Annotated in this window: 20 protein-coding genes; 12 read left to right on the top strand and 8 right to left on the bottom strand. The window is 49.0% G+C overall.

The window, feature by feature from the left end; translation table 11 throughout:
• The first annotated feature begins 379 nt into the window (after positions 1-379).
• The 3 genes from Q0R37_RS08005 to Q0R37_RS07995 all read left to right on the top strand — a co-directional run bounded on the left by Q0R37_RS08005 (position 380) and on the right by Q0R37_RS07995 (position 3,479).
• Positions 380-1,003: a glycosyltransferase gene (locus Q0R37_RS08005; protein WP_366517410.1), complete on the top strand. Its 624-nt coding sequence runs from the start codon at positions 380-382 to the stop codon at positions 1,001-1,003.
• Positions 1,004-1,152: 149 nt separating this feature from the next.
• Positions 1,153-1,605 (top strand): DIP1984 family protein, encoded by a 453-nt coding sequence (locus tag Q0R37_RS08000; protein ID WP_294753154.1) that lies wholly within the window; start codon positions 1,153-1,155, stop codon positions 1,603-1,605.
• A 269-nt stretch (positions 1,606-1,874) separates the two neighbouring features.
• Positions 1,875-3,479 (top strand): dockerin type I domain-containing protein, encoded by a 1,605-nt coding sequence (locus Q0R37_RS07995; RefSeq protein WP_294753152.1) that lies wholly within the window; start codon positions 1,875-1,877, stop codon positions 3,477-3,479.
• Between the two features lie 22 nt (positions 3,480-3,501).
• On the opposite strand, the gene Q0R37_RS07990 is transcribed toward Q0R37_RS07995, so the two are convergent.
• Genes Q0R37_RS07990 through Q0R37_RS07980 form a run of 3 tightly spaced genes read right to left on the bottom strand, consistent with a single transcriptional unit; the run spans position 3,502 to position 7,967 of the window.
• Positions 3,502-4,158, bottom strand: a complete 657-nt coding sequence (locus tag Q0R37_RS07990) for a ComF family protein (RefSeq protein WP_294753150.1) — start codon at positions 4,156-4,158, stop codon at positions 3,502-3,504.
• 60 nt (positions 4,159-4,218) lie between these two features.
• Positions 4,219-5,334: a class I SAM-dependent RNA methyltransferase gene (locus tag Q0R37_RS07985; protein WP_294753147.1), complete on the bottom strand. Its 1,116-nt coding sequence runs from the start codon at positions 5,332-5,334 to the stop codon at positions 4,219-4,221.
• Positions 5,335-5,351: 17 nt separating this feature from the next.
• Positions 5,352-7,967 (bottom strand): transglycosylase domain-containing protein, encoded by a 2,616-nt coding sequence (locus Q0R37_RS07980; protein WP_294753145.1) that lies wholly within the window; start codon positions 7,965-7,967, stop codon positions 5,352-5,354.
• A gap of 191 nt (positions 7,968-8,158) precedes the next feature.
• On the opposite strand from Q0R37_RS07980, the gene Q0R37_RS07975 reads away from it, so the two are divergent.
• Complete coding sequence (locus tag Q0R37_RS07975) at positions 8,159-8,497, top strand: hypothetical protein (RefSeq protein ID WP_294753144.1); 339 nt, start codon at positions 8,159-8,161, stop codon at positions 8,495-8,497.
• Here Q0R37_RS07975 and Q0R37_RS07970 read toward each other — a convergent pair.
• Together Q0R37_RS07970 and Q0R37_RS07965 are read right to left on the bottom strand one after the other, a co-directional pair.
• Positions 8,489-9,082, bottom strand: coding sequence for a flavin reductase family protein (locus Q0R37_RS07970; RefSeq protein WP_294753143.1), 594 nt, complete (start codon positions 9,080-9,082; stop codon positions 8,489-8,491). The two genes, Q0R37_RS07975 and Q0R37_RS07970, sit on opposite strands and share 9 nt — an antisense overlap.
• Entirely contained in the window at positions 9,075-9,881 is an 807-nt protein-coding gene (locus tag Q0R37_RS07965; RefSeq protein WP_294753141.1) for an EFR1 family ferrodoxin, read from the bottom strand. Before Q0R37_RS07965 ends, Q0R37_RS07970 begins: the two co-directional genes overlap by 8 nt.
• A gap of 203 nt (positions 9,882-10,084) precedes the next feature.
• Here Q0R37_RS07965 and Q0R37_RS07960 point away from each other — a divergent pair, with 203 nt between their 5' ends.
• The 8 genes from Q0R37_RS07960 to hemW all read left to right on the top strand — a co-directional run bounded on the left by Q0R37_RS07960 (position 10,085) and on the right by hemW (position 17,698).
• Positions 10,085-10,390, top strand: coding sequence for an STAS domain-containing protein (locus tag Q0R37_RS07960; protein WP_294753139.1), 306 nt, complete (start codon positions 10,085-10,087; stop codon positions 10,388-10,390).
• Positions 10,391-10,402: 12 nt separating this feature from the next.
• Positions 10,403-10,840 carry an anti-sigma F factor gene (gene spoIIAB, locus Q0R37_RS07955; protein ID WP_294753137.1) on the top strand — a complete coding sequence of 146 codons (438 nt, stop codon included), beginning with the start codon at positions 10,403-10,405 and terminating at the stop codon, positions 10,838-10,840.
• On the top strand, positions 10,830-11,489 hold the full coding sequence (locus Q0R37_RS07950; RefSeq protein WP_294753135.1) for a sigma-70 family RNA polymerase sigma factor: 660 nt from the start codon (positions 10,830-10,832) through the stop codon (positions 11,487-11,489). Before spoIIAB ends, Q0R37_RS07950 begins: the two co-directional genes overlap by 11 nt.
• A gap of 117 nt (positions 11,490-11,606) precedes the next feature.
• Positions 11,607-13,883 (top strand): cellulase family glycosylhydrolase, encoded by a 2,277-nt coding sequence (locus Q0R37_RS07945; protein WP_294753133.1) that lies wholly within the window; start codon positions 11,607-11,609, stop codon positions 13,881-13,883.
• Positions 13,884-14,021: 138 nt separating this feature from the next.
• Positions 14,022-15,824, top strand: a complete 1,803-nt coding sequence (gene lepA, locus Q0R37_RS07940; protein WP_294753131.1) for a translation elongation factor 4 — start codon at positions 14,022-14,024, stop codon at positions 15,822-15,824.
• Positions 15,825-15,840: 16 nt separating this feature from the next.
• Entirely contained in the window at positions 15,841-16,272 is a 432-nt protein-coding gene (locus Q0R37_RS07935) for a hypothetical protein (RefSeq protein ID WP_294753128.1), read from the top strand.
• Positions 16,269-16,607, top strand: a complete 339-nt coding sequence (locus Q0R37_RS07930; RefSeq protein WP_294753126.1) for a hypothetical protein — start codon at positions 16,269-16,271, stop codon at positions 16,605-16,607. Before Q0R37_RS07935 ends, Q0R37_RS07930 begins: the two co-directional genes overlap by 4 nt.
• Complete coding sequence (hemW, locus tag Q0R37_RS07925) at positions 16,604-17,698, top strand: radical SAM family heme chaperone HemW (RefSeq protein WP_294753125.1); 1,095 nt, start codon at positions 16,604-16,606, stop codon at positions 17,696-17,698. Before Q0R37_RS07930 ends, hemW begins: the two co-directional genes overlap by 4 nt.
• Before the next feature lie 270 nt (positions 17,699-17,968).
• Here the strand turns inward: hemW and Q0R37_RS07920 are convergent, their stop codons facing one another.
• From Q0R37_RS07920 to greA, 3 genes are all read right to left on the bottom strand, one after another.
• Complete coding sequence (locus Q0R37_RS07920; RefSeq protein ID WP_294753123.1) at positions 17,969-18,892, bottom strand: hypothetical protein; 924 nt, start codon at positions 18,890-18,892, stop codon at positions 17,969-17,971.
• Between the two features lie 54 nt (positions 18,893-18,946).
• Complete coding sequence (gene lysS, locus Q0R37_RS07915; protein ID WP_294753121.1) at positions 18,947-20,530, bottom strand: lysine--tRNA ligase; 1,584 nt, start codon at positions 20,528-20,530, stop codon at positions 18,947-18,949.
• A gap of 17 nt (positions 20,531-20,547) precedes the next feature.
• The coding region (gene greA, locus Q0R37_RS07910; protein WP_366517408.1) for a transcription elongation factor GreA at positions 20,548-21,023 on the bottom strand (476 nt) is incomplete at its 5' end.

The raw sequence follows: 21,023 nt of genomic DNA, 5'->3' as shown, positions 1-21,023 counted from the left end.
AATTTTTATAACGCCCAATGCGGTGATTTGCACAAAAAATAAAGTTGATATATGGTTATTGATAACATTTGTAAAAACTGTATAAATAGAAAAATTTTCCGAGTTTTTCGCGGAAACGACGCTATACAGGGAATATATATTTTCAAAATATAAAATTAATTTTTAAATATAGTATTAAAAGCTAAAAACTATTGACTGGTAGTAAAAAAAGTGGTATAATTTAGTTGAAATATGAACACACCATGGGGAAAGGACGTTCATAATGTCAAAAGATATAACGGTCTCGATAATAGTTCCCGCACACAATGAAGAAAAGTACGTAGTACGGTGCATTGACAATGCAAAAATTGCTGCGTCCCATGTCAGATGCGGCGTTTAGATAATTGTCGTATGCAACAGATGCACAGACCGTACAGCAGAGCTGGCGGCTGCAAACGGTGCGAGAGTACTGACAGATGAGAGCAGATGCATAGCTGCTGTGAGGAACAAAGGGATAAAAGCTGCAAGGGGCAAAGTCGTGATCACCATTGACTGCGACAACCGTATGACCGAGGGTACTATCCGCGAAGTGCTGGGGCGACTCAACAGCGGAAAATATATCGGCGGCGGAGCTCCCATAAGGTTTGAACGTTATTCATTTCCTATCTGGGCGAATGAGGTATTGTGTCGTTTGGGATTTTGGATCACAGGGGCATACTGCGGTATATTCTGGGCTGAAAAGTCAACATTTGACGCCATCGGCGGATTTGTTGAAAAAAGAGCGGCAGAGGATATCGCGACTGCGGTCAGATTACGCCGTTACGGCAAGAAGGAGGGAAAGAAATACGGCTGTCTTAAGAAAAACCACCTTATCAATTCTACGAGGAAATATGACAGATCAGGGGATTGGTTATATTTCAGGCTCGCATTCAGGAATGCTGGAGCACTGATAAGGGCTGCATTCGGAGACAGCAGCGACTATGATAAGCTCATAGACGAAATGTTCTACGACTACAATAATTGAGAAAAGGGAAGAATGATTCTGATAAGAGGTTCAGAGTTGAATGAGAACTAAAAGGTTCAGAAAAAAATAACAGATAATACCCACACAAGTACAATAAGATATTTTCAGCTCTCCACTGTCAGCAGTACATTATAGTATGGAGTGATGATATGAAACTCGCAGAAGCACTACAAGAAAGAGCAGACCTGAACAGAAACATAGAACAGCTCAGAAGCAGACTCGTCAACAATGTGATAGTGCAGGAAAACGAGAAGCCCGCAGAAGATCCGCAGGCTCTCATAAAGGAGCTCGACGGAGCCGTATCAAGGCTCGAGGAGCTCATGAAGCGCATCAATCAGACGAATTGTATGACTATTTCCGAAGGAAAAAGCATTACGGAGCTTATTGCCGCGAGAGATGCTCTCAAGGTAAAGATCGCTGTATACAATGATATTGTTTCCAATGCAAGTCAGACGGCACGGCGCGCGAGAATGAGCGAAATAAAAATACTCAGCGCTGTAGACGTAAGGAAACTCCAGAAAAAGATCGATGATATGTCAAAGGAGTTCCGCTTAACCGACAATAAAATACAGGCACTCAACTGGTCCACCGAGCTTATGTGAGCAGTTCACGGTGTAGTCACGGCGGGGCGAATGCAGAAAAGTCTTTCCGTAAGGGAAGCATTAAAGACAGGCAATGCCGGGAGCGGCATAGGGTTCAACTCCCTGATGATCGTTATGCTCAGACATTGTACGAATGCATTGTAACAGCTCATCGTTTATGACCATGCATTGACTGTCGGGACGAGGGCGCGGATCGTGGGAGAAAAGGAAAAGCTGTAATAACTTACAGCGACAAGATCATTTGTATTTTTTATTTTTCGGAGGTAATTATGAAAGCCAAGAAAATCGCAGCTGTATGTCTGTCTGCGCTGATGCTGTTCGGAAACCTTGCATCGGCAGGTAGATTTGAAGCCAGAGCAGAAGAAACAGCAGCAAATGAAATAGTGATCACGGAAGGCACAAGGATCGCCGATAATCAGCTTGTCTACGGCGATGTCACATACGAGATCGTAAACGGAGATCACCTTGAAGTCGTATCAGGAAAAGCAGCAACAGGTTCTGTGTATATCCCGCTGTTCATATCGGGACTGCCTGTAACTGCTATAAGGCACAACGCTTTCAGGGGCTCTGCCATTACAAGCGTCAGAATAGAAAGAAATGTCAGTTTTATAGGTAACATTGCTTTCAATCTCTGTAAACAGCTTGAAGAAGTATGGATAGAGAACCCCGACTGCGTTATCGAAGGCGGAAGACGTACCATAGCCAACAACAATTATGATCCTGTTTTTAAGGGTGTTATTTACGGCTATGAAGGATCAACAGCGGAAAAGTTCGCACTTGACGATCCTGAAAAGCCATACTGTACATTCAAGAGCCTCGGTGTACATTTTGATGCCGAGCCCGATGATGAAAAAATAACCACAGTCAGCACCACAGCTGCAACAACAACTACTACAACTGCCGCAGCGCCTGTTACTACTACTTCCACAGAAGCAGCTACAACAGAAACTACTACGACTACAGTATCTTCCGCCGCAGCTTCAAGTGTCAGCACTACCGCTTCATCTGCGGCAACAACAGTTACTTCTGTGACTACTTCACTGACAAGTGCGGAAGGCTTCGATGTCGGCATCAGCAGATTTACGGTAAAGGCTGAGGAGACCACCACAACTACTACTACAACTTATCCCCGCGCTGTTCAGGGAAAACCTGTTTTCCACTTAAGCAGCACAGAGGTGTGTCTCGATGATGCACGTACAAAGAATACGCACGTAGAGCTTATGGTCGACGGTGCAAACGGACTTTACTGCAATACACTTATTTATCTGTATTTTGATCCGCGAATGAAAGTCGGCGAGGCTTACTGCGGACCCGCTATACAGAAGCTTGCCAACGGACAGGCGACAGGTGATACAGGCGACTTTATCGTACTTGTAACCGCAGGACGCGACAACGACGGCAAGGACGGCGTTATGTGGGAGATAGACTTTACTCTTCCTGCGGACTGTCAGGTAGGCGATGAATTCAAATATGAGATAGGTCCTACAAAGTATGGCGAGCAGCCGCTCTTCACAAATATCCTGTACGATCAGAAGGGCACAGCAATGACGGAGCATATATTCACAAAGGGTGTTGCCGAAGGCACCATAAAGGTCGTTGAAAATCCGCCCTATGCACTGGGAGATGTTAACAACGACAAGATGATCGACGCAGTTGACGCATCAAAGGTGCTTTCCGAATATGCAGCACGTTCAAGCGGAAATAAGCGCGTATTTACAAACTATCAGCAGCAGGTAGCAGCTGATGTAAACGTAAACGGCGTTATAGACGCAGTTGACGCATCGCTCGTTCTGAGCTACTATGCTTATGTTTCAGGAAACGGAAGCGGACTTTCGCTTACGGAGTATCTGGAGGAAAGAAACAAAAACAGGTAAAAAAAATACTCCCACGGAGAATTCAGTCTCTGTGGGAGTTCGTTTTACAGCAGCAGGCGCAGCGCACGGAAGCTGCGCCTGCTTTTCTGATAGCGGAAGTGATCTCGCGGAGAGTGCTGCCTGTAGTGCATATATCATCGACTAAAAGAACTCTTTTGCCCTTAAGAGTCGGTGAAGCGGTAAATGCACTGCGGAGATTGACAGCTCTCCCGCCTTTGCCGAGGCCTTTCTGAGTATGAGTGTGCCGTATTTTCACAACGGACTTCGTATCAACGGGGATATCAAGCAGCCTTCCGAGCTCCTTTGCGATGAGAGCAGACTGATTAAAGCCGCGCCGCCTTATATCCTTGCTGTGCATGGGGGCAGGGACTATAACATCTGTATCCTTTGAAGCTCCCTCTGCTTTGAGCCTGTCTGCAAGCTCGCCTCCGAGAGCGTATGCAGCGTTCCCGCATATCCCGTCCTTCAGGAGAAATACCGCAGGCTTTACCGCGTCGTCATAAACAAAAGCCGCCGTAAAGCTTTCAGCACCTTCTATGCGGAAGCTCCCTTCATAGGGCGTGAGCCTTTCCGCGCAGCTGACGCAGAAGCGCTCCATTGCGCCTATAAGCTCCCCGCACACGGGACAGCGGTTGGGAAAGAAAATATGAAGCAGCTTCCTTTTTAATAAGTATCCCATATTATCACCTTAAAGCAAAAGCTCTGTATGAGTATCACACTTATACAGAGCTTTTTAAGTTCAAAAGTACATATACAGCTGACATTTTATCATGCCGTTGTAGAGCTTTCTGCGCTTATGGGCTTCTTCGCCGAAGAACTTTTCAAACTCCTCATGAGGGGAGATGATATAGCTCTGTCTGCTGCCGCCCTTTCCGAGCACCTTACCCATTTTTCTGTAAATATCCTCAGCCTCACGGAGTTCGAGAAGTCTCTCGCCGTAAGGGGGATTGCATATTACGATTGAGTCCATAGGCTGAACGAATTTTGAGATATCAGCCTGTTCGACGGTAATGCGGGATTTTATCCCTGCCTTGTGAGCGTTGTCAAGAGTAAGAGCAACAGCCGCGTCGTCGATATCTGCGCCTATGCCGTGAAATTCTGCCGACTTGTCAACATTGTCGATAGCTCTTTTGCGTTCCTCCCGCCAGATCTTATCGCTGAGAGTGCTCCACTTTTCCGCTGCAAATCTTCGGTTTATACCCGGAGCTATCCTCAGTGCTTTCAGAGCAGCTTCTATAAGGAGAGTACCGCTTCCGCAGAAGGGGTCGCATACAACGGAATCGGGACGTACACGGGCGAGGTCGATTATGCCCGCCGCAAGAGTTTCCTTTATGGGGGCTGCATTTGAATTCCTTCTGTAGCCGCGCTTGTGGAGACCCACTCCGCTGGTATCGAGGTAAATCGTCACAACATCCTTAAGGATACTGAACTTTATCTGCACTGTGGGACCCGATTCGTCGAACCATTCAATGCCGTACTTGGATTTCAGGCGTTCAACGGCAGCCTTTTTGATTATGGACTGACAGTCGGGAACGCTGTGCAGGGCAGAGCTGAGCGAATGTCCCTTTACGGGAAAAGCATCGTTTGGACCGATATACCGCTCAAGCTCCACAGCCCTTACGCCCTGGAAGAGCTCCTCAAAGGTAGTAGCCTTGAATTCTATGAGCTCGATAAGGACTCTTTCTGCCGTAGACAGGCAGATATTGGCACGGGCGATGATATTTTCGCCGCCCGTGAAGCTTATTTTTCCGTCGCTGACCTTGAGGTCAGTGCCGCCGATCTTTTGTATTTCGTATTTAAGCACGCTTTCCAGACCGAAATGGCATGGACAGCATAATCTGATATTATTGCTCAAAGTATCACCTTTTATTATTATTCGGCTGCTGCGCCGCCGCCAGCGTCTCCGCCTCCTGCTGCCGCACCGCCGCCTGCGTCACCGCCGCCAGCGTCTCCGCCTCCTGCTGCCGCACCGCCGCCAGCATCTCCGCCTCCTGCTGCTGCACCGCCGCCAGCGTCACCGCCTCCTGCTGCTGCACCGCCGCCTGCTGCTGCGCCGCCGCCTGCTGCTGCACCGCCGCCTGCTGCGCCGCCGTCAGCTGCATTTGTAGTAGCCTGTGTGGCAGCCTGATAATGAGCTCCGCTGCAATACGGGGGCTTGTAGTCCTCATTTTCCTTGCATACGGATTTCCAGTAACCGATAGCACCCTTCGGGCAGCTTGAACCTGCTATATTGCCTGTGCTTGAACACATTGAAGCTTCGATAACGGTGCTTACCTTTTCAAAGTCCTGAGGAGTATCGTTGTAATTGTCGATGATGTAATCGCCTATGATAGTACGCCATACCTTTGCGGAAACGATATTGTTCCATGTAAGCTGTACATCGAATGATTTGTAGCCGACTGTGATTCCGCTTGCAAAATCACGTGTAAGACCTACGAAGCACTCGTCAACGAAGTCCTGAGTAGTACCTGTTTTTCCGACAACGACTTTATTATACAGCTTTGCGTCCGTACCTGTACCTGCGTCGATAACATTCTTCATGAGACGGTTAACGACATATGCGGTCTCATCCTCGATAGCACGTCTCGGGTTTCCGTCGCTCTGATAAATTATCTGCTGATTGCTGTCCTTTATCATGGTAATGAGGTGAGCGTCATAGTGCATACCCTGATTACCGTAGGGGAGATAAGAGTTTACGAGATTTTCCAGTGTAACGCCCTTTGTAAGAGCTCCGAGGGTAAGAGGCGATTCAAAGCCCTCTCCTCTTTCAGCTTCTATAAGATCAAGGCCGAGCTTATCGTGGGCATAGTCGAAGACTTCCTCAACGCCGCCCTGAACTACGAGCTGTGCGGAAATTGTATTCATTGAGTCTCTGAGACCTCTCCATAGCGGAACAGAACCGCCGCGGCCGGCAACGTTGCCGTAGTTGGTAGGCCACCAGTTTCCGTTATCCAGTCTTTTAACGGCAGAATCCTTGATCGGCGAGCCCCAGTGGAACTTACCCGAATCAATGCCGTAGCCGTAGCCTGCCAGAGGCTTGACCGTAGAACCTATCTGTCGCTTTTCCTTAACTGCATAGTTGGTTACGAGAGAATCCTTTTTCTCTCCTACAGTACCTACTGCACAGAGGACCTCGCCTTTGTAGTTCACAGCGCAGAACGCAACGTGCGGGAGAGCTTCCTCCTCGTCAACTGTTCCGTCGCCGTTGATATCGACATATCTTCTGTAGCTGTATTCGGGGAGAACGTACTGGAAGGTGCTGAAGTCGCGGAGCTTGTCCTCCACATAGGTCTGCATTTTCTGATCGTATTTTATATATACCTGATATCCGCCTCTCTGTATCTTGCTGAGAGCTTCGTCCTCGGAGATATCGTACATATCCATGAAGATCTTTTCCGCCTCAAAGAAAGCGGCGTCGAGTATCCAGCTGTAGGTCTTTGCCTTTGCCTCCAGCTCCTTGAGCTCTTCCTCGGGGTGAGCCTTCTTGTATTCCTCGGAGTCCGTATATATGATAGGCGTTACGATATACTGCTGATATTCGTCATAGGTGATGTAGCCGTTCTCGTAAAGCTTATAAAGAACGTATTCCTGACGGGGCTTGTTGTTTGCCTTACCGTCAACAACTATGGGAGAAGTCGGATCGTTGTCGTCCTGACGGTAAATAACGAAGGGACCGTAGTCCTCAGGGCTCTTGGGGATAGCTGCGAGTACAGCCGCCTCCGGGATAGTGAGCTCGGAAACGTCCTTACCGAAATAGTCTATGGAAGCCTTCTGTATACCGTTTCTCGGACCGCCGAAAGCGATATAGTTGAGGTATTCCTCAAGTATCTCGTCCTTGGTGTAGCTCTTTTCGAGCTGCATAGCCGCGAATATCTCGCGTATCTTACGCTCTGTGGTATGCTGATCGTTTCCCGAAAGGTTCTTTACGAGCTGCTGAGTGATAGTAGAACCGCCCTGCTCGGTATTGTAGAAGTGCAGGAACATATTCAGGAACGCCGAGAATGTACGCTTGTAGTCAACACCCTCATGGGCGTAGAAACGCTCGTCCTCGGTGCATATGAAGGTCTGCCTTACGTGCTGCGGTATCTTGTCTATGGATACGGGGATACGCTGTACCTTGTTGGGGTTGTGGTACAGCTGTTCGAGCTCTGGATTTCCGTGCTCGTCCAGCACAAGGTCGCCGTATTCGTTTATGTGATTAGCGTAGAAGAATGTATCGCTTCCTGATTCAAGCTCCTGAAGGGTGACTGTTGTGGAGTCGTCCATGAACCTGAGTACGTAGACCGTGAGAGCGGTGCTTACGATAGTACCCGTTATGATGATAACGAGGATAAGCGAAAGCAGAGTGGTCGCAATGACCGTCATAAGCTTTTTGAATATCCTGAAGGCCTTGCTGTGCTTCTTCTTTTTCTTTTTATGCGGATTATTACGCACTTCCGTATCTGCTGCTTCGAGATGACGGGAAGCGTGGAGATCTTTAGAATTCATTTTGTCAGAATAGCCGTCAGAGACGGCAAAGCTCCTTTCAAAGATTTTTTGTTTCTGTGTAAACATATACATTATATATTATATCACGTTTCAGCGGAAATGTTAAGACTTTTTCAGAAAAATCAGCAATTTGTATAATATAGAAAAATAGGGCAATAATATTTACGGATATTTCGGCAAGGAGTGATAAAATGACATACAGGAACGCAAAAAGGATATATTTCACGCTGGTCGCCGCGGTGACGGCATCGGGCTTTCTCATAGTCTGCACCCTCGGCAGGACGGTGCACAAAAGCAGGGTAGAGACTCGTCTTGCGGCAGCTTCCGTAAGTGAAAAAGCGCCCGAATACGTTGTCCGCGAAAGCGGCGGCAGGGCGGCAGTGTTCAGGAACGGCGAAGAGAAGCCCTATCTGCTCATAGACATCGACCTTGCGCTAATGTCTGACTACGACAGGAAAGAGCTTTCCCGCGGGATATACCTTGAAAACGACAGGGAGCTGAAACGCTTCATCGAGGATATGTCATCCTGATGCTTTCGGCGGCTTGCGGTGCTTTTTCTTCTTTCTGACGGAGAAGCCGAAGTCGCCCAGCTTTCTTCCCAGTGCGAAGTATTCCCCGTGGGCGAATGCCATAAGACCGCACTGCTGCAGATTAAGCTTGCCCTTGCTGTCGATGTACTTTTCATCGGCGTCGATACCGATAATCTCCGCAAGGAACATAGTGTGCGAGCCGAGGAGCTTCTCCTCTGTCACCCTGCATTCTATGCTTATGGGACATTCCTCGATAATGGGAGCCGCTACCTTCTGTGCGGGAGCGGTATGCAGACCGCAGAGTGCGAATTTGTCCGTATCCTTTCCGCTTTTCACGCCGCAGAGGTCGGTCTCTCGGCACATGGCGGAGGTAGTGAGGTTGATGACGAATTCTCCCGATTTTTTTATGATATCGTGGGAGTAGCGCTCGGGGCGCACGGAAATATAGGTCATAGGCGGCCTTGTACATACTATGCCTGTCCAGCCTATGGTGAGTACGTTGGGGTCGTCCATAGTCCCGCAGGTCACGAGGGCTGCGGGGACGGGAGCGAGCAGAGTGCTGCCCTTCCAGAATTGTTTAGCCATTTTTTCTCCTTTTTGCCGTATCTGCGGAATTATCGCTTATCAGGTGCTTGTAGTTCATGAAGTTGTATTTTCCCTTTTCACGGGTGACAGTGCCGTATTCGATGGCTCCCGTCGGGCAGTTGCCTATGCAGGCCATGCAGTGTGTGCAGCTGCTGCCCCATACGGGCTTTTTGTCCCTTATGGAAATGTTGTTCAGGGGACAGACCTTTTCGCATCTGCCGCAGCTTATGCATTTGCTGTCCGCGAAGAATTCCTTTGCGGACATCTTGTATTTCGACCATACGGGATTGAAGGGTATGGTTATGAGCTTTTCAAACATAAAAACGTATCTTGCCTTCAGCTTTCCGCCCTTTTGGATAGTCTGAGCGATATCGTCAAGCTGGCGGCAGGCGCTTACGAGCCGCTCCTTTATCTCGCTTTCGGACTGGGGCGGATAGTGGCTTATGAAGTAATTCCTCGGCATCACGACCTCGGAATATCCCATGAACTCCATTTTCTTTCTCCTGAAAAGCTTTTTTGCGAGATATCCCGTTATACCGCCGTAGCCTGCACTGTCGGCAATGAAGTATACCTTCCTGCTGCCCGTGAGCTTTACATTCCTCAGGTATTTGCTGAGAAATCTCGGCATTTCGCAGACGTATACGGGAGTGCATATGATGAATGGTCTGTCGGAGCGTATCTCCGAGAGATCATTTTTTTTGACCCTTCCGAGCAGATCCACACATTCGTCTCCCAGCTTTTTTGCAAGCTCGGAAGCGAGGAAGCGTGTATTGCCCGTTGCGGAAAAATAAAGTACCATATCTTTCTCCTTTGAGTGATATAAGCGTTACAAATACAATTATACCATTATTATTCGGCTATTTCAATCATTATGATAAAATTTCGGTCAGATGGCAGGAATTGACATTTTTCACGGAAAAGCCGTGGTATTATTAATGCATATCAGATCACGGCCGTCGGGCGGTAAAAAGCTTCGGAGGGCAATGAAAAGGAGGAGAAGCAATGAAGGTAGATATAAAAAACGAGAACGGCACGGCAGTAGCCACGCTGAGCGGCGAGCTCGACCACCACAATGCAAAGCAGCTCCGCGCAGAGCTTGACCGCTTCATAGTAACGGCACAGCCCCGCGAGCTTGCCATAGATTTCGGCGGTATAACCTTTATGGACAGCTCTGGGATAGGGCTTATAATGGGCAGGAGCAAGCTCATGAAGGAGTGCGGCGGCAAGCTTGAGGTGCTCAACCCTCAGCCGTATATCAGGCGCGTCATGAAGCTCGCAGGCATAGAGCGCATAGTAAAAATACGATAAAGGAGAATGGAAATGGAAATACTTAACGAGATCAGATTCAAAATGCCGTCCCTTTCCGTAAATGAAGCGGCAGCCCGTGCAGTGGTATCCTCATTCCTGATACAGGCAGATCCCACCGTGGAGGAGCTCTCCGACATAAGGACTGCCGTATCCGAGGCTGTCACAAATGCGGTAGTTCACGGCTACAGGCACAGAAAAGGCGATATCGAGCTGACTGTGCGGCTGCTGCCTGACAGAGAGGTATACATAAGGATAAAAGACAAAGGCTGCGGGATAGAGGACGTAAAACAGGCTATGGAGCCCCTTTTCACAACAGCTCCCGAGGAGGAGCGCTCGGGGCTGGGCTTTTCGGTCATGCAGTCCTTTACGGACAAGCTGACGGTGCGGAGCGCTCCCGAAAAGGGAACGACGGTGACCATGAGAAAGAGGCTGTCACAGCATGGCGGCTGATACAAAGAGACCTGCCGCCGAGGATAACCTCGGACTTGTACATCTCTGTGCCAACCGTTTCCGCGGACGGGGAATAGAGTACGACGACCTGTATTCCGCAGGCTGCATAGGACTGCTCAAAGCCGTGAAGGCATTCGACAGCAGCAGGGGAGTGAAGTTCTCCACCTATGCCGTACCCGTCATACTGGGGGAGATAAAGCGGCTCTTCCGCGACGGCGGTTCAGTCCGCGTCAGCCGCAGCTTAAAGGAGCTCTCCCTGCGTTTGCAGCGCCTGTGCGAGAGCTTCCGTCAGCGGGAGATGCGGGAGCCCACAGTTGCCGAGCTTGCGGAGCTTTCGGGAGAGAGCGAAGCAGCCGTATCCGAAGCCCTCTGCGTAAGTCAGCCCGTGGTCTCCCTTACCTCGGGAGACGATGACGAGGGTCAGACGGATATCCCCGTGGAAGCTCCCGACGAGAGCATAACCGACCTGCTTGCGCTTCGGCAGATAATGTCTGGGCTTGAGCCGAAGGACCGTGCTCTCCTTGAACTGCGCTATTTCAGGGGACTGACACAGTCAAGGACGGCGGCTGTGCTGGGCATGACGCAGGTGCAGGTATCACGGCGCGAAAAAAAGCTCCTGAAAAGTATGCGTGAGGAGCTGCTGAGCTGAAGCTCTTGGTAAAAAAGTATATTTTATTGCTGAAATTCTCGAACAGCGTTGACATTACCGAAAAAAAGGGTTATAATGATAGTACCAATATTTTTGTTAAAAGAGAGGGATTTTAACATGGCAAAACATATTTTAACAAGGCTGCTGGCAGGTCTGGCAGCAACGGTCATGCTTGTTCCCACGCTGAACAACGGTATGTCCGCAGAAAAAACAGTAAAAAATGCAGCCGCTGCCGACAATAACGGCGACGACTGGCTCCACGTCAACGATAAGGCACAGATCGTTGACAAGGACGGAAACGAAGTCTGGCTCACAGGCGTAAACTGGTTCGGCTACAATGTCGGAAGTCAGATATTCGACGGCGCATGGTCGGCAAACGTGCATCACTGTCTCGACCTTATCGCAGACCACGGCTTCAATCTTCTCCGTGTACCTATGTCCACAGAGATAATCCTCCAGTGGAAAAACAAGAAGCCCGATCCGATGATAAAGCTCAATGAGTATGAGAACCCTGAGCTGACTATCGAGGGCGAGGTAGGCGGTACTCCCATGTACAGCTTCGACATCTGGAACAAGGTAGTTGAGTGGTGCAAGGAGGACGGTCTCAAGATCATGATGGATATCCATTGTGCTACGAGCAACTCCGCAGGCCATAACGTGCCTCTGTGGTATGATGACAATTACTCCACAAAGGACTGGCTTGACGCACTCTCGTGGTTCACGGACTACTACAAGAACGATGATACCATCATCGCTATCGACCTCAAGAACGAGCCTCACGGCAAGCCCGAGGAGGGCAAGTTCGCAAAGTGGGACGACTCAAAGGATCAGAACAACTGGAAGTATGCTGCCGAGCAGGGCGCTATGGCGTGTCTTAACAACAACCCCAATCTCCTTATCATGGTTGAGGGCGTTGAGTGCTATCCTAAGTTTGAAGAGGGCGCTGACTGGACAACTCCTTCCGTTGACTATGCAAACTATGACAAGCCCAGCAAGGTATGGGGCGCATGGTGGGGAGCTAATCTCCGCGGCGTAAAGGATCATCCCGTAGATATCGGTCAGTACAACAAGCAGATCGTTTACTCTCCTCATGACTACGGTCCTGGAGTATGGGAGCAGAAATGGTTCTATCTTGACGACCCGAACAAGACCTTTACCCGTCAGACACTTCTTGACGATTACTGGTACGGCACATGGGCATACCTCGTTGAAGAGAATATGTATCCTCTCCTTATCGGTGAGTGGGGCGGCTTCGTTGACGCTGAGCACGACACCACAGGCGAGAATGTACACTGGCTCACAGAGCTCCGTGATTATATGATAGACAAGCATATCCACCACACCTTCTGGTGCTTCAATGAGAATTCATCGGATACAGGCGGACTTGTTTATGATAACTTCCAGAAATGGGACGACGTTAAGTACGAATTCGTAAAGCCTGCGCTCTGGCAGACAGAAGGCGGCAAGTTCATAAGCCTCGATCATCAGATACCTCTCGGTACAGCGGGCAACGGTATATCACTTTCCGACTACTATTCGGGCAATACAAATCCTACTCCGAGAACAACCACTACTACCACAACAACATCGGGAACAACAACTACAACAACTTCTTCAACTTCGACAACAACTACTACAAGCACTACAACTACGACATCAACAACTACTTCAACAATCACGACCACAACAACTGCACCTGATCCTTCGGTAACAACTACTACATGGATCACTGAGAGCCCTGATATTGTACTTACAGGACTTAGCGGTCAGAATACAAGTGTGTACTCATTCGATAAGGTTGAGACATATCCTACAAAGACAGTATATACACAGGGGGCTTCCCTTGATCTTAGCGGTATCAGCTTCAAGGCAGGAAGTAAAACCTTCGACGAAACATTCCTTTCAGAGATCTCAGATCAGGGAAGTTTCAACAAAACGTGCTATATAGTTGGCAAGGACGGCAAGGTTATTTCAGAAAACTCCGATATTTCTGATCTTCCTGAAGGCAAATATACAGTAATGTTTGTTCCGAGACTTACTAACCTGAATAGACTTTCGATTATAACAAATGTCAAGATAGCGTATGAGATAACGATAGAAAAGAAATCGGACGTTGAGACTACTGAGATTGGAAACAATTCCGATAAGTCAACAGCATGGGGCGACGCAAACTGCGACGGTCAGGTAGATATGGCGGACGCAGTTCTCATCATGCAGAGTCTTGCAAATCCCAACAAGTACGGCATAGGCGGTACGGATGAAAAGGCTATCACAGAGCAGGGCAAGACAAACGCCGATGTTGATACCAGCACAAAGGGTATCACTTCAAACGACGCTCTCCGCATACAGCTCTATCTCCTCAAGAAGATAGCAACTCTTGACCCTAATGCCTGAGAGCATAACCGAATAACTATGGCGGCACGGTCTTTACCGTGCCGTTTTTGTATATCTCGCGGCAGAAAACACTTTACAAACACCGGACTTTCTGATATAATTATACTGAGTTATTATGTTTTGAAAAGAGGTAAAGCTTTGGCTAACGATAAGATAAGAAACTTTTGTATCATAGCGCATATAGATCACGGCAAGTCCACACTTGCCGACCGTATCCTTGAAAAGACCGAAACTGTCGCTATCCGCGACATGGAGGATCAGCTCCTTGACAATATGGACATCGAGCGCGAAAGAGGAATCACCATTAAAGCCCGTGCGGTTCGTCTTAAGTATACCGCTCAGGACGGCGAGGACTATATCTTCAACCTTATTGATACTCCCGGCCATGTTGACTTCAACTATGAGGTCTCCCGTTCCCTTGCAGCCTGCGAGGGAGCTATACTCGTTGTTGACGCTTCTCAGGGCATCGAGGCTCAGACCCTTGCCAACACCTATCTTGCCATCGAGCACGATCTTGAAGTCGTTCCGGTTGTGAACAAGATAGACCTTCCCTCGGCCGATCCCGAGAGAGTATGCAATGAGGTGGAAAACGTAATAGGCATACCTGCTATGGATGCTCCGCGTATTTCCGCAAAAATGGGCACCAATATCGAGGCTGTCCTCGAAAAGATAGTCACCGATATCCCCGCACCTGTGGGTGATCCCGAAAAGCCGCTGAAAGCCCTTATTTTCGACAGCTATTACGACTCCTACAAGGGCGTTATAATCTATGTCCGCGTAAAAGAGGGCAGAGTAAAGGTGGGGGACAATATCCGCCTTATGGCTACGGGAGCTGTTTTCAACGTAGTTGAGGCAGGCTTTATGGACGCTTCAAACCTTGTGAACAGCGGCAGCCTTGAAGCGGGAGAAGTCGGCTATATAGCGGCTTCCATAAAGAGCATAGGCGATACTCGGGTAGGCGATACGGTCACTAATGACGAACGTCCCTGCGACGAGCCCCTTCCCGGCTACCGAAAGGTAAATCCTATGGTATTCTCGGGTATTTATCCTGCCGACGGCGCAAAGTACGGAGACCTCCGCGACGCACTGGAAAAGCTCCAGCTCAACGACGCTTCCCTGTCATTTGAGCCCGAGACCTCTATAGCCCTCGGATTTGGTTTCCGCTGCGGCTTCCTCGGACTTCTCCACATGGAGATAATACAGGAAAGGCTTGAACGCGAGTACAACCTCGATCTTATAACAACTGCTCCGTCAGTTATATATAAGGTGACTATGACAAACGGCGAGGTGCAGTATATCGACAATCCTACCAATTACCCCGACCCTGCGCTGATACAGACTGCGGAAGAGCCTATGGTAAAGGCAAGCATACTCTCTCCGTCGGACTACGTTGGCAATATCATGGAGCTCTGTCAGGACAGACGCGGAGTTTTCAAGGATATGAAATACCTCGACGATACCCGTGTGGAGCTTCATTACGAGCTTCCGCTGAACGAGATAGTATACGATTTCTTTGATGTGCTGAAATCCCGTACAAAGGGCTATGCTTCCTTTGATTACGAAATGATGGGATATGTTCCCAGCAAGCTGGTAAAGCTGGATATACTCCTCAACGGCGAAGTTGTGGACGCTCTCAGCTTTATCATACACACTGACAAGGCTTACTCCAGAGCACGTAAAATAGCGGAAAAGCTAAAGGATAACATTCCGCGTCAGCTCTTTGAGGTGCCGATACAGGCTGCAATAGGCGGAAAGATAATCGCCCGTGAGACCGTTAAGGCAATGCGTAAGGACGTTCTTGCAAAGTGCTACGGCGGTGATATAACCCGAAAGAAGAAGCTGCTCGAAAAGCAGAAGGAAGGCAAGAAGCGTATGCGCCAGCTCGGTACTGTAGAGGTGCCGCAGGAGGCGTTCATGAGCGTACTGAAGCTGGACAGCTGAGCAGCGGGAGGCTTTTATGATAAACTGCATCATTCTCGGAATACTTGCTGCAATACTGCTTGTAAGCATAATTACTGTGATAACCGAATACTTTGTGCCGAAAAATTCGGGTGCGGGGCGGCTGCTACGCGCCGTGAGGATAAGACTTCGTGAGAAGTCACGTACAAGCTTCTGCGTTACCGCTATAGTCCTGCTGATATTCGGACTTGCGGTGCATGATAACTTCCCGAAGCTGTTTCTTGCTATGGGAATAATGCTTCTTACGCTTGTGATACTTCATCCCGAGGACTTTCTCGGTATGTTCAGACACCGCAGAAAAGCGTCAAAGAAAAAGCGTCTGGAGCTCACACCCAAGCTTGCGGGAAATGTGCCTGCGGCAAGGCTTGCAAAGGAGCTCGAACCCATAGAGGCCGAAGCTGAAACAGTGAAAGGAAATGAATCGTCATGAGTATATACACCTGTCCCCACTGCGGAGAAAAGACCTTTACTCCCATTAAAAAGGCAGTGTCGGGAACAATGAAGTCAAAGGGAAAGCCCTGCCCAAAATGCGGAAAGCTCTGCGTCAACGGCAAGGGAGCAACGGTATTTGAGGCTGTATACTGCCTTATAGCTTTTGCGTTTATAGTAGTTATCTACCTCAACGGTCTGAAAAGCGAGTGGATGTTCACCCATGAGATGCCGATGTGTATATGCCTGCTTGCTTCGATGTATGTGGTACCGAGGATTGTAAATGCTTTCTGCTTCAGATTGGTGCAGTCCATAAGGCTTGACGCATACAAATGAGAGACCTCGGTATCTACATCCATGTGCCATTCTGCGGAAAAAAGTGCGGCTACTGCGATTTCTATTCTGTAGGCTATACAAGGCAGACGGCGGAGGAATATGTTTCGGCTGTGCTGCGGAATATCCGCCATTACGGGGATACGGAGCGAAAGGTGAGTACGGTCTACTTCGGAGGCGGTACGCCCTCATTGCTCACTTCTGTGCAGATAGGCAGCATAATCGACGAGATACGGAACTGCTTTTCAATTGATGAGCAGGCTGAGATAACTATTGAAGCAAATCCATGCACTCTCAGTGCGGAAAAGCTGTCAGAACTGCGAAATACAAGCGTGAACCGCCTGTCAATAGGCGTTCAGTCCATGATCGACAGCGAGCTGAAAATGCTGGGGCGTGTTCACAGTGCCGAAAGAGCGGAGCAGGCTGTGCTTGATGCACATAGGGCAGGCTTTGAGAATATCTCCTGCGACCTTATGATAGCCCTGCCCGGTCAGAAGCCCGACAGTCTGCGGTATTCCGCGGAAAAGCTCACTTCTCTGCCAATACAGCATATTTCGGCGTACATTCTCAAGACCGAGGAGGGTACGCCTTTTGACTGCGAGGACATAAAGCTGAGACTGCCCGACGAGGACGGTACCGCGGAGCTTTATCTTGAAATGGTAAGGCTCCTTGAAGAGCGTGGCTTTATGCAGTATGAGGTGTCGAATTTTGCAAGGGCAGGCTTTGAGAGCCGACACAACTGCCGCTACTGGAAATGCGAGGATTACCTCGGCATAGGTCCTGCGGCACATTCCTGCTATAACGGCAGGAGATTTGCCGTAGAGCGCGATATTGCAAAGTTTATCTCAGACGATGTGCAGCAGGTAACAGTCACTGACGAAAGTCCCTGTGGCTTTGAGGAGTACGCAATGCTGAGACTAAGGCTTAAAGAGGGGCTTTACCTCGGGGATTTCCCCGAGCACAGAGCCGATATCGAAAGGAAGCTCCCGCCCCTTGTAAAGGACGGCTATGCCGAGACTGACGGGGAGCGTGTTTGGCTCACTCCGAAGGGGTTTCTCATGTCGAATTCTGTCATCGAGTATCTTGTGTTTTAGCTGTGAGCCTGCAAGCAGATAAGTGTTCCGTGTTACTGTAATGATCTGTCGGAACGGCGAGGTCGCCGTTCACTACAGTTTAGTGAGCTGATAGAGGCGAATATGTGCCTTGCAAAAAAGCCTTTCTATAATGGGGCTGAAATGAGCACTTTTTAAACGGAAAAACGTTTAATATCAAAAAAGATACACCAAAAGTGTATTTTTTACAGGAAGATATTTCCGATGATCACAAAAATGAAAAGCCATAGCATTTTAATGCTATGGCTTTTTTCAATTGTCTGCTGAAAGCGACTTTACTAACTTGTCAAACAGCGGGAAGTCCTTGTCGTAGGTCTTCTGCATTTTCTCGTTGACTCCGTATACGGGGTCAACAGGGGTGCGTATGGCAAGGAACATATCCGCGGGTATGCTGCTGGGCTTGATACCGAGAGCCTCTGCGAAATTCGTGTCCTTAAGGTAGTAGAAATACTCCTTTACGTGGGGATCGTCGGGATATATCTGACTGAGGTCAACAAGGTCTTCCTTCGGATCAATAATATCCTCGACAGTCAGGTCGTTTCCTATTATAATGACTTGTTCTGTGCCGCTGAGAAATGTGGAAAGCTTTCCCGTTACTCCGTTGTTGTAGTTCCTGAGATCGTCGGTGGAGTAGGGGATATAGTATACGGAAACAAGCACCTCGCCGTTGCCGTTGCTGTCCTCGCCGAACTGGGAGAAGTAGTCCTCAAGCTGCGGCGAAAGTCCCACATCGTTATTGTCGCAGAGCATGAGTATAGCCGAGTCGGGGCGGGGCTTTTTTGCCAGATCGACTATCAGAAATACCATCATTACCGCGAAAAATGCTCCAAGACCAAGCCACCATTTGTTATGGTAGAAGAAATTGCTTACCTTCTGCCAGAAGGTGAGCTTTACCTCCTCTTCCTTTTCCTCGTGTATGGTTGCTTCTTCCTCTTCTAGCATACCCTGCTTCATACGCATGAGCTCGATCTTTTCGTCATGTATCTTCTTTTCGTATGCTTCCTGTTTTTCTTTTGCGAGCTGAGCCTTTCTGCGCTCCACTTCAAGCTGCTGACGGGCGGTCTCTTCCTCGCGCTGTTTCTTAAGCTCCTTTCTGCTCTTGAATATATCAGTGTCAACGCTGAGCTTTTCGGAGCTTTCTTCCTCGGGAGTGTTTTTTTTATCTTTTTCGCTCATATTTCTTTTCCTTACGATAACGGGCGGCAATCAGCCGCCCGAATTCCTTGTTATTTACTGATTGAGGCTCTTGAGTGTGGGGAAGAGAAGTACGTCCCTGATAGAAGCGCTGTTTGTCAGCAGCATTACCAGACGGTCGATACCGTAGCCGATGCCTCCCGTAGGCGGCATACCTATCTCAAGTGCATTGAGGAAGTCCTCGTCTGTGCGGTTTGCTTCCTCGTCGCCCTGACTGAGAGCTTCTTCCTGAGCCTTGAAACGCTCACGCTGGTCAATAGGATCGTTAAGCTCGGAGTAAGCGTTGCACATCTCTCTGCCTGTGATGAACAGCTCGAAACGCTCAACATATTCGGGGGCGTCGGGCTTCTTCTTGGTGAGAGGCGATATCTCGATGGGGTGATCCATGATGAAGGTGGGCTGGATGAGGTGCTCCTCAACGAAAGCTTCAAAGAAGAGGTTGAGGATATCGCCGCGCTTGTGGCGGTCTTCGTACTCTACGCCCTTTTCATCGGCGATCTTTCTTGCCTCCTCAAGAGTCTTTATCTCGTTGAAGTCAACGCCCGAGTACTTCTTTACAGCGTCGATCATGGTAAGGCGCTCAAAGGGCTTGCCGAGGTCGATCATGTGCTCGCCGTAGGGGACGGTAGTAGTTCCGCATACCTCCTGAGCAACGTGTCGGAACATATTCTCGGTGAGGTCCATCATTCCGTAGTAGTCTGTATATGCCTGATAGAGCTCCATAAGTGTGAACTCGGGGTTATGACGGGTGTCAACGCCCTCGTTTCGGAATACTCTGCCTATTTCATAAACTCTTTCAAGTCCGCCGACGATGAGTCTCTTAAGGTAGAGCTCAAGGCTGATTCGGAGCTTTACGTCCTCGTCAAGGGCGTTGTAGTGAGTTTCAAACGGTCTCGCTGCTGCGCCGCCTGCGTTGGATACGAGCATTGGAGTTTCGACCTCCATGAAGCCCTGATCGTCGAGGTAGCGTCTGATAGATGCGATTATCCTTGAGCGCTTTACAAAGGTGTCCTTGACGTCGGGATTGATAACGAGGTCAAGGTAGCGCTGACGGTATCTTGTGTCTGTGTCCTTGAGACCGTGCCACTTTTCGGGGAGGGGGAGGAGGGACTTTGTGAGCAGGGTTATGCTCTTGGCGTGTATTGATATCTCGCCTTTCTTTGTCCTGAAAACATAGCCCTCAACGCCGATGATATCGCCGATGTCCCACTTCTTCTTGAACTCCTTGAAGAGGTCTGCGCCTACGTCGTTGGAACGTACATAGACCTGTATACGGTCGGAAGCGTCGCGGACGTCGATGAAGTTTGCCTTGCCCATATCTCTCCAGCTCATGATACGGCCTGCGATACGGACTGTAACTTCATTGAGCTTTTCAAGCTCTGCTGCCTTTTTTTCCTCGTCGTCGCCTGCTGCTGCAAGTATCTCGGCTTCCTTTGCCTCGTACTCCTTCTTGTAGTCGGCAGCATGACCTGTAACGTCGAACTTTGTGATAGTGAAGGGGTCATGGCCGAGCTCGCGGAGATCGGCAAGCTTGTCAAGACGGTCCTTCTTTAGTATATTTATATCCTGTACAGGCTCTTCGTCTGCCTGAACAGGGCTGTTTACCTGATTTTCGCTCATTCTATGCGTCCTTTCGATTACTTTGAGATCTCTATGACCTCGAACTTAAGCTCGCCTGCGGGAGCTTCAACGATAAATGTATCGCCGACTCTCTTTTTCATGGCAGCCTTGCCGATAGGAGATTCATCGGAGATAAGACCCTCTCTTACGTTGGCGTGGTTTGTTCCGACTATGGTAAAGGTCTCAATCTTGCCTGTATCAAGGCGTTTGATAGTGATCTTGGAGCTCATGCCTATCTCATCGACGGAAATACTCTCGTCGTCAACTATCTCAGCATTGTCGATGGTGTACTGGAGTTCCTGAATGTGAGCCTCGAGGATAGCCTGTTCGTTTTTGGCTTCGTCATACTCGGCGTTTTCTGAAAGGTCTCCGTATGAACGGGCAACTTTAAGTCTTTCAGCAACTTCCTTACGTTTATTGATCTTGAGGTCATCGAGCTCAGCGACGAGCTTGTCGTAGCTTTCTCTGGACATCTTCTTTGTTGCCATATCAA

This window comes from uncultured Ruminococcus sp. (assembly GCF_946415235.1).
Taxonomy (GTDB): domain Bacteria; phylum Bacillota; class Clostridia; order Oscillospirales; family Ruminococcaceae; genus Ruminococcus.
The sequence above is the reverse complement of the archived record's forward strand: the minus strand, read 5'-3'. Positions and strand labels throughout refer to the sequence as shown.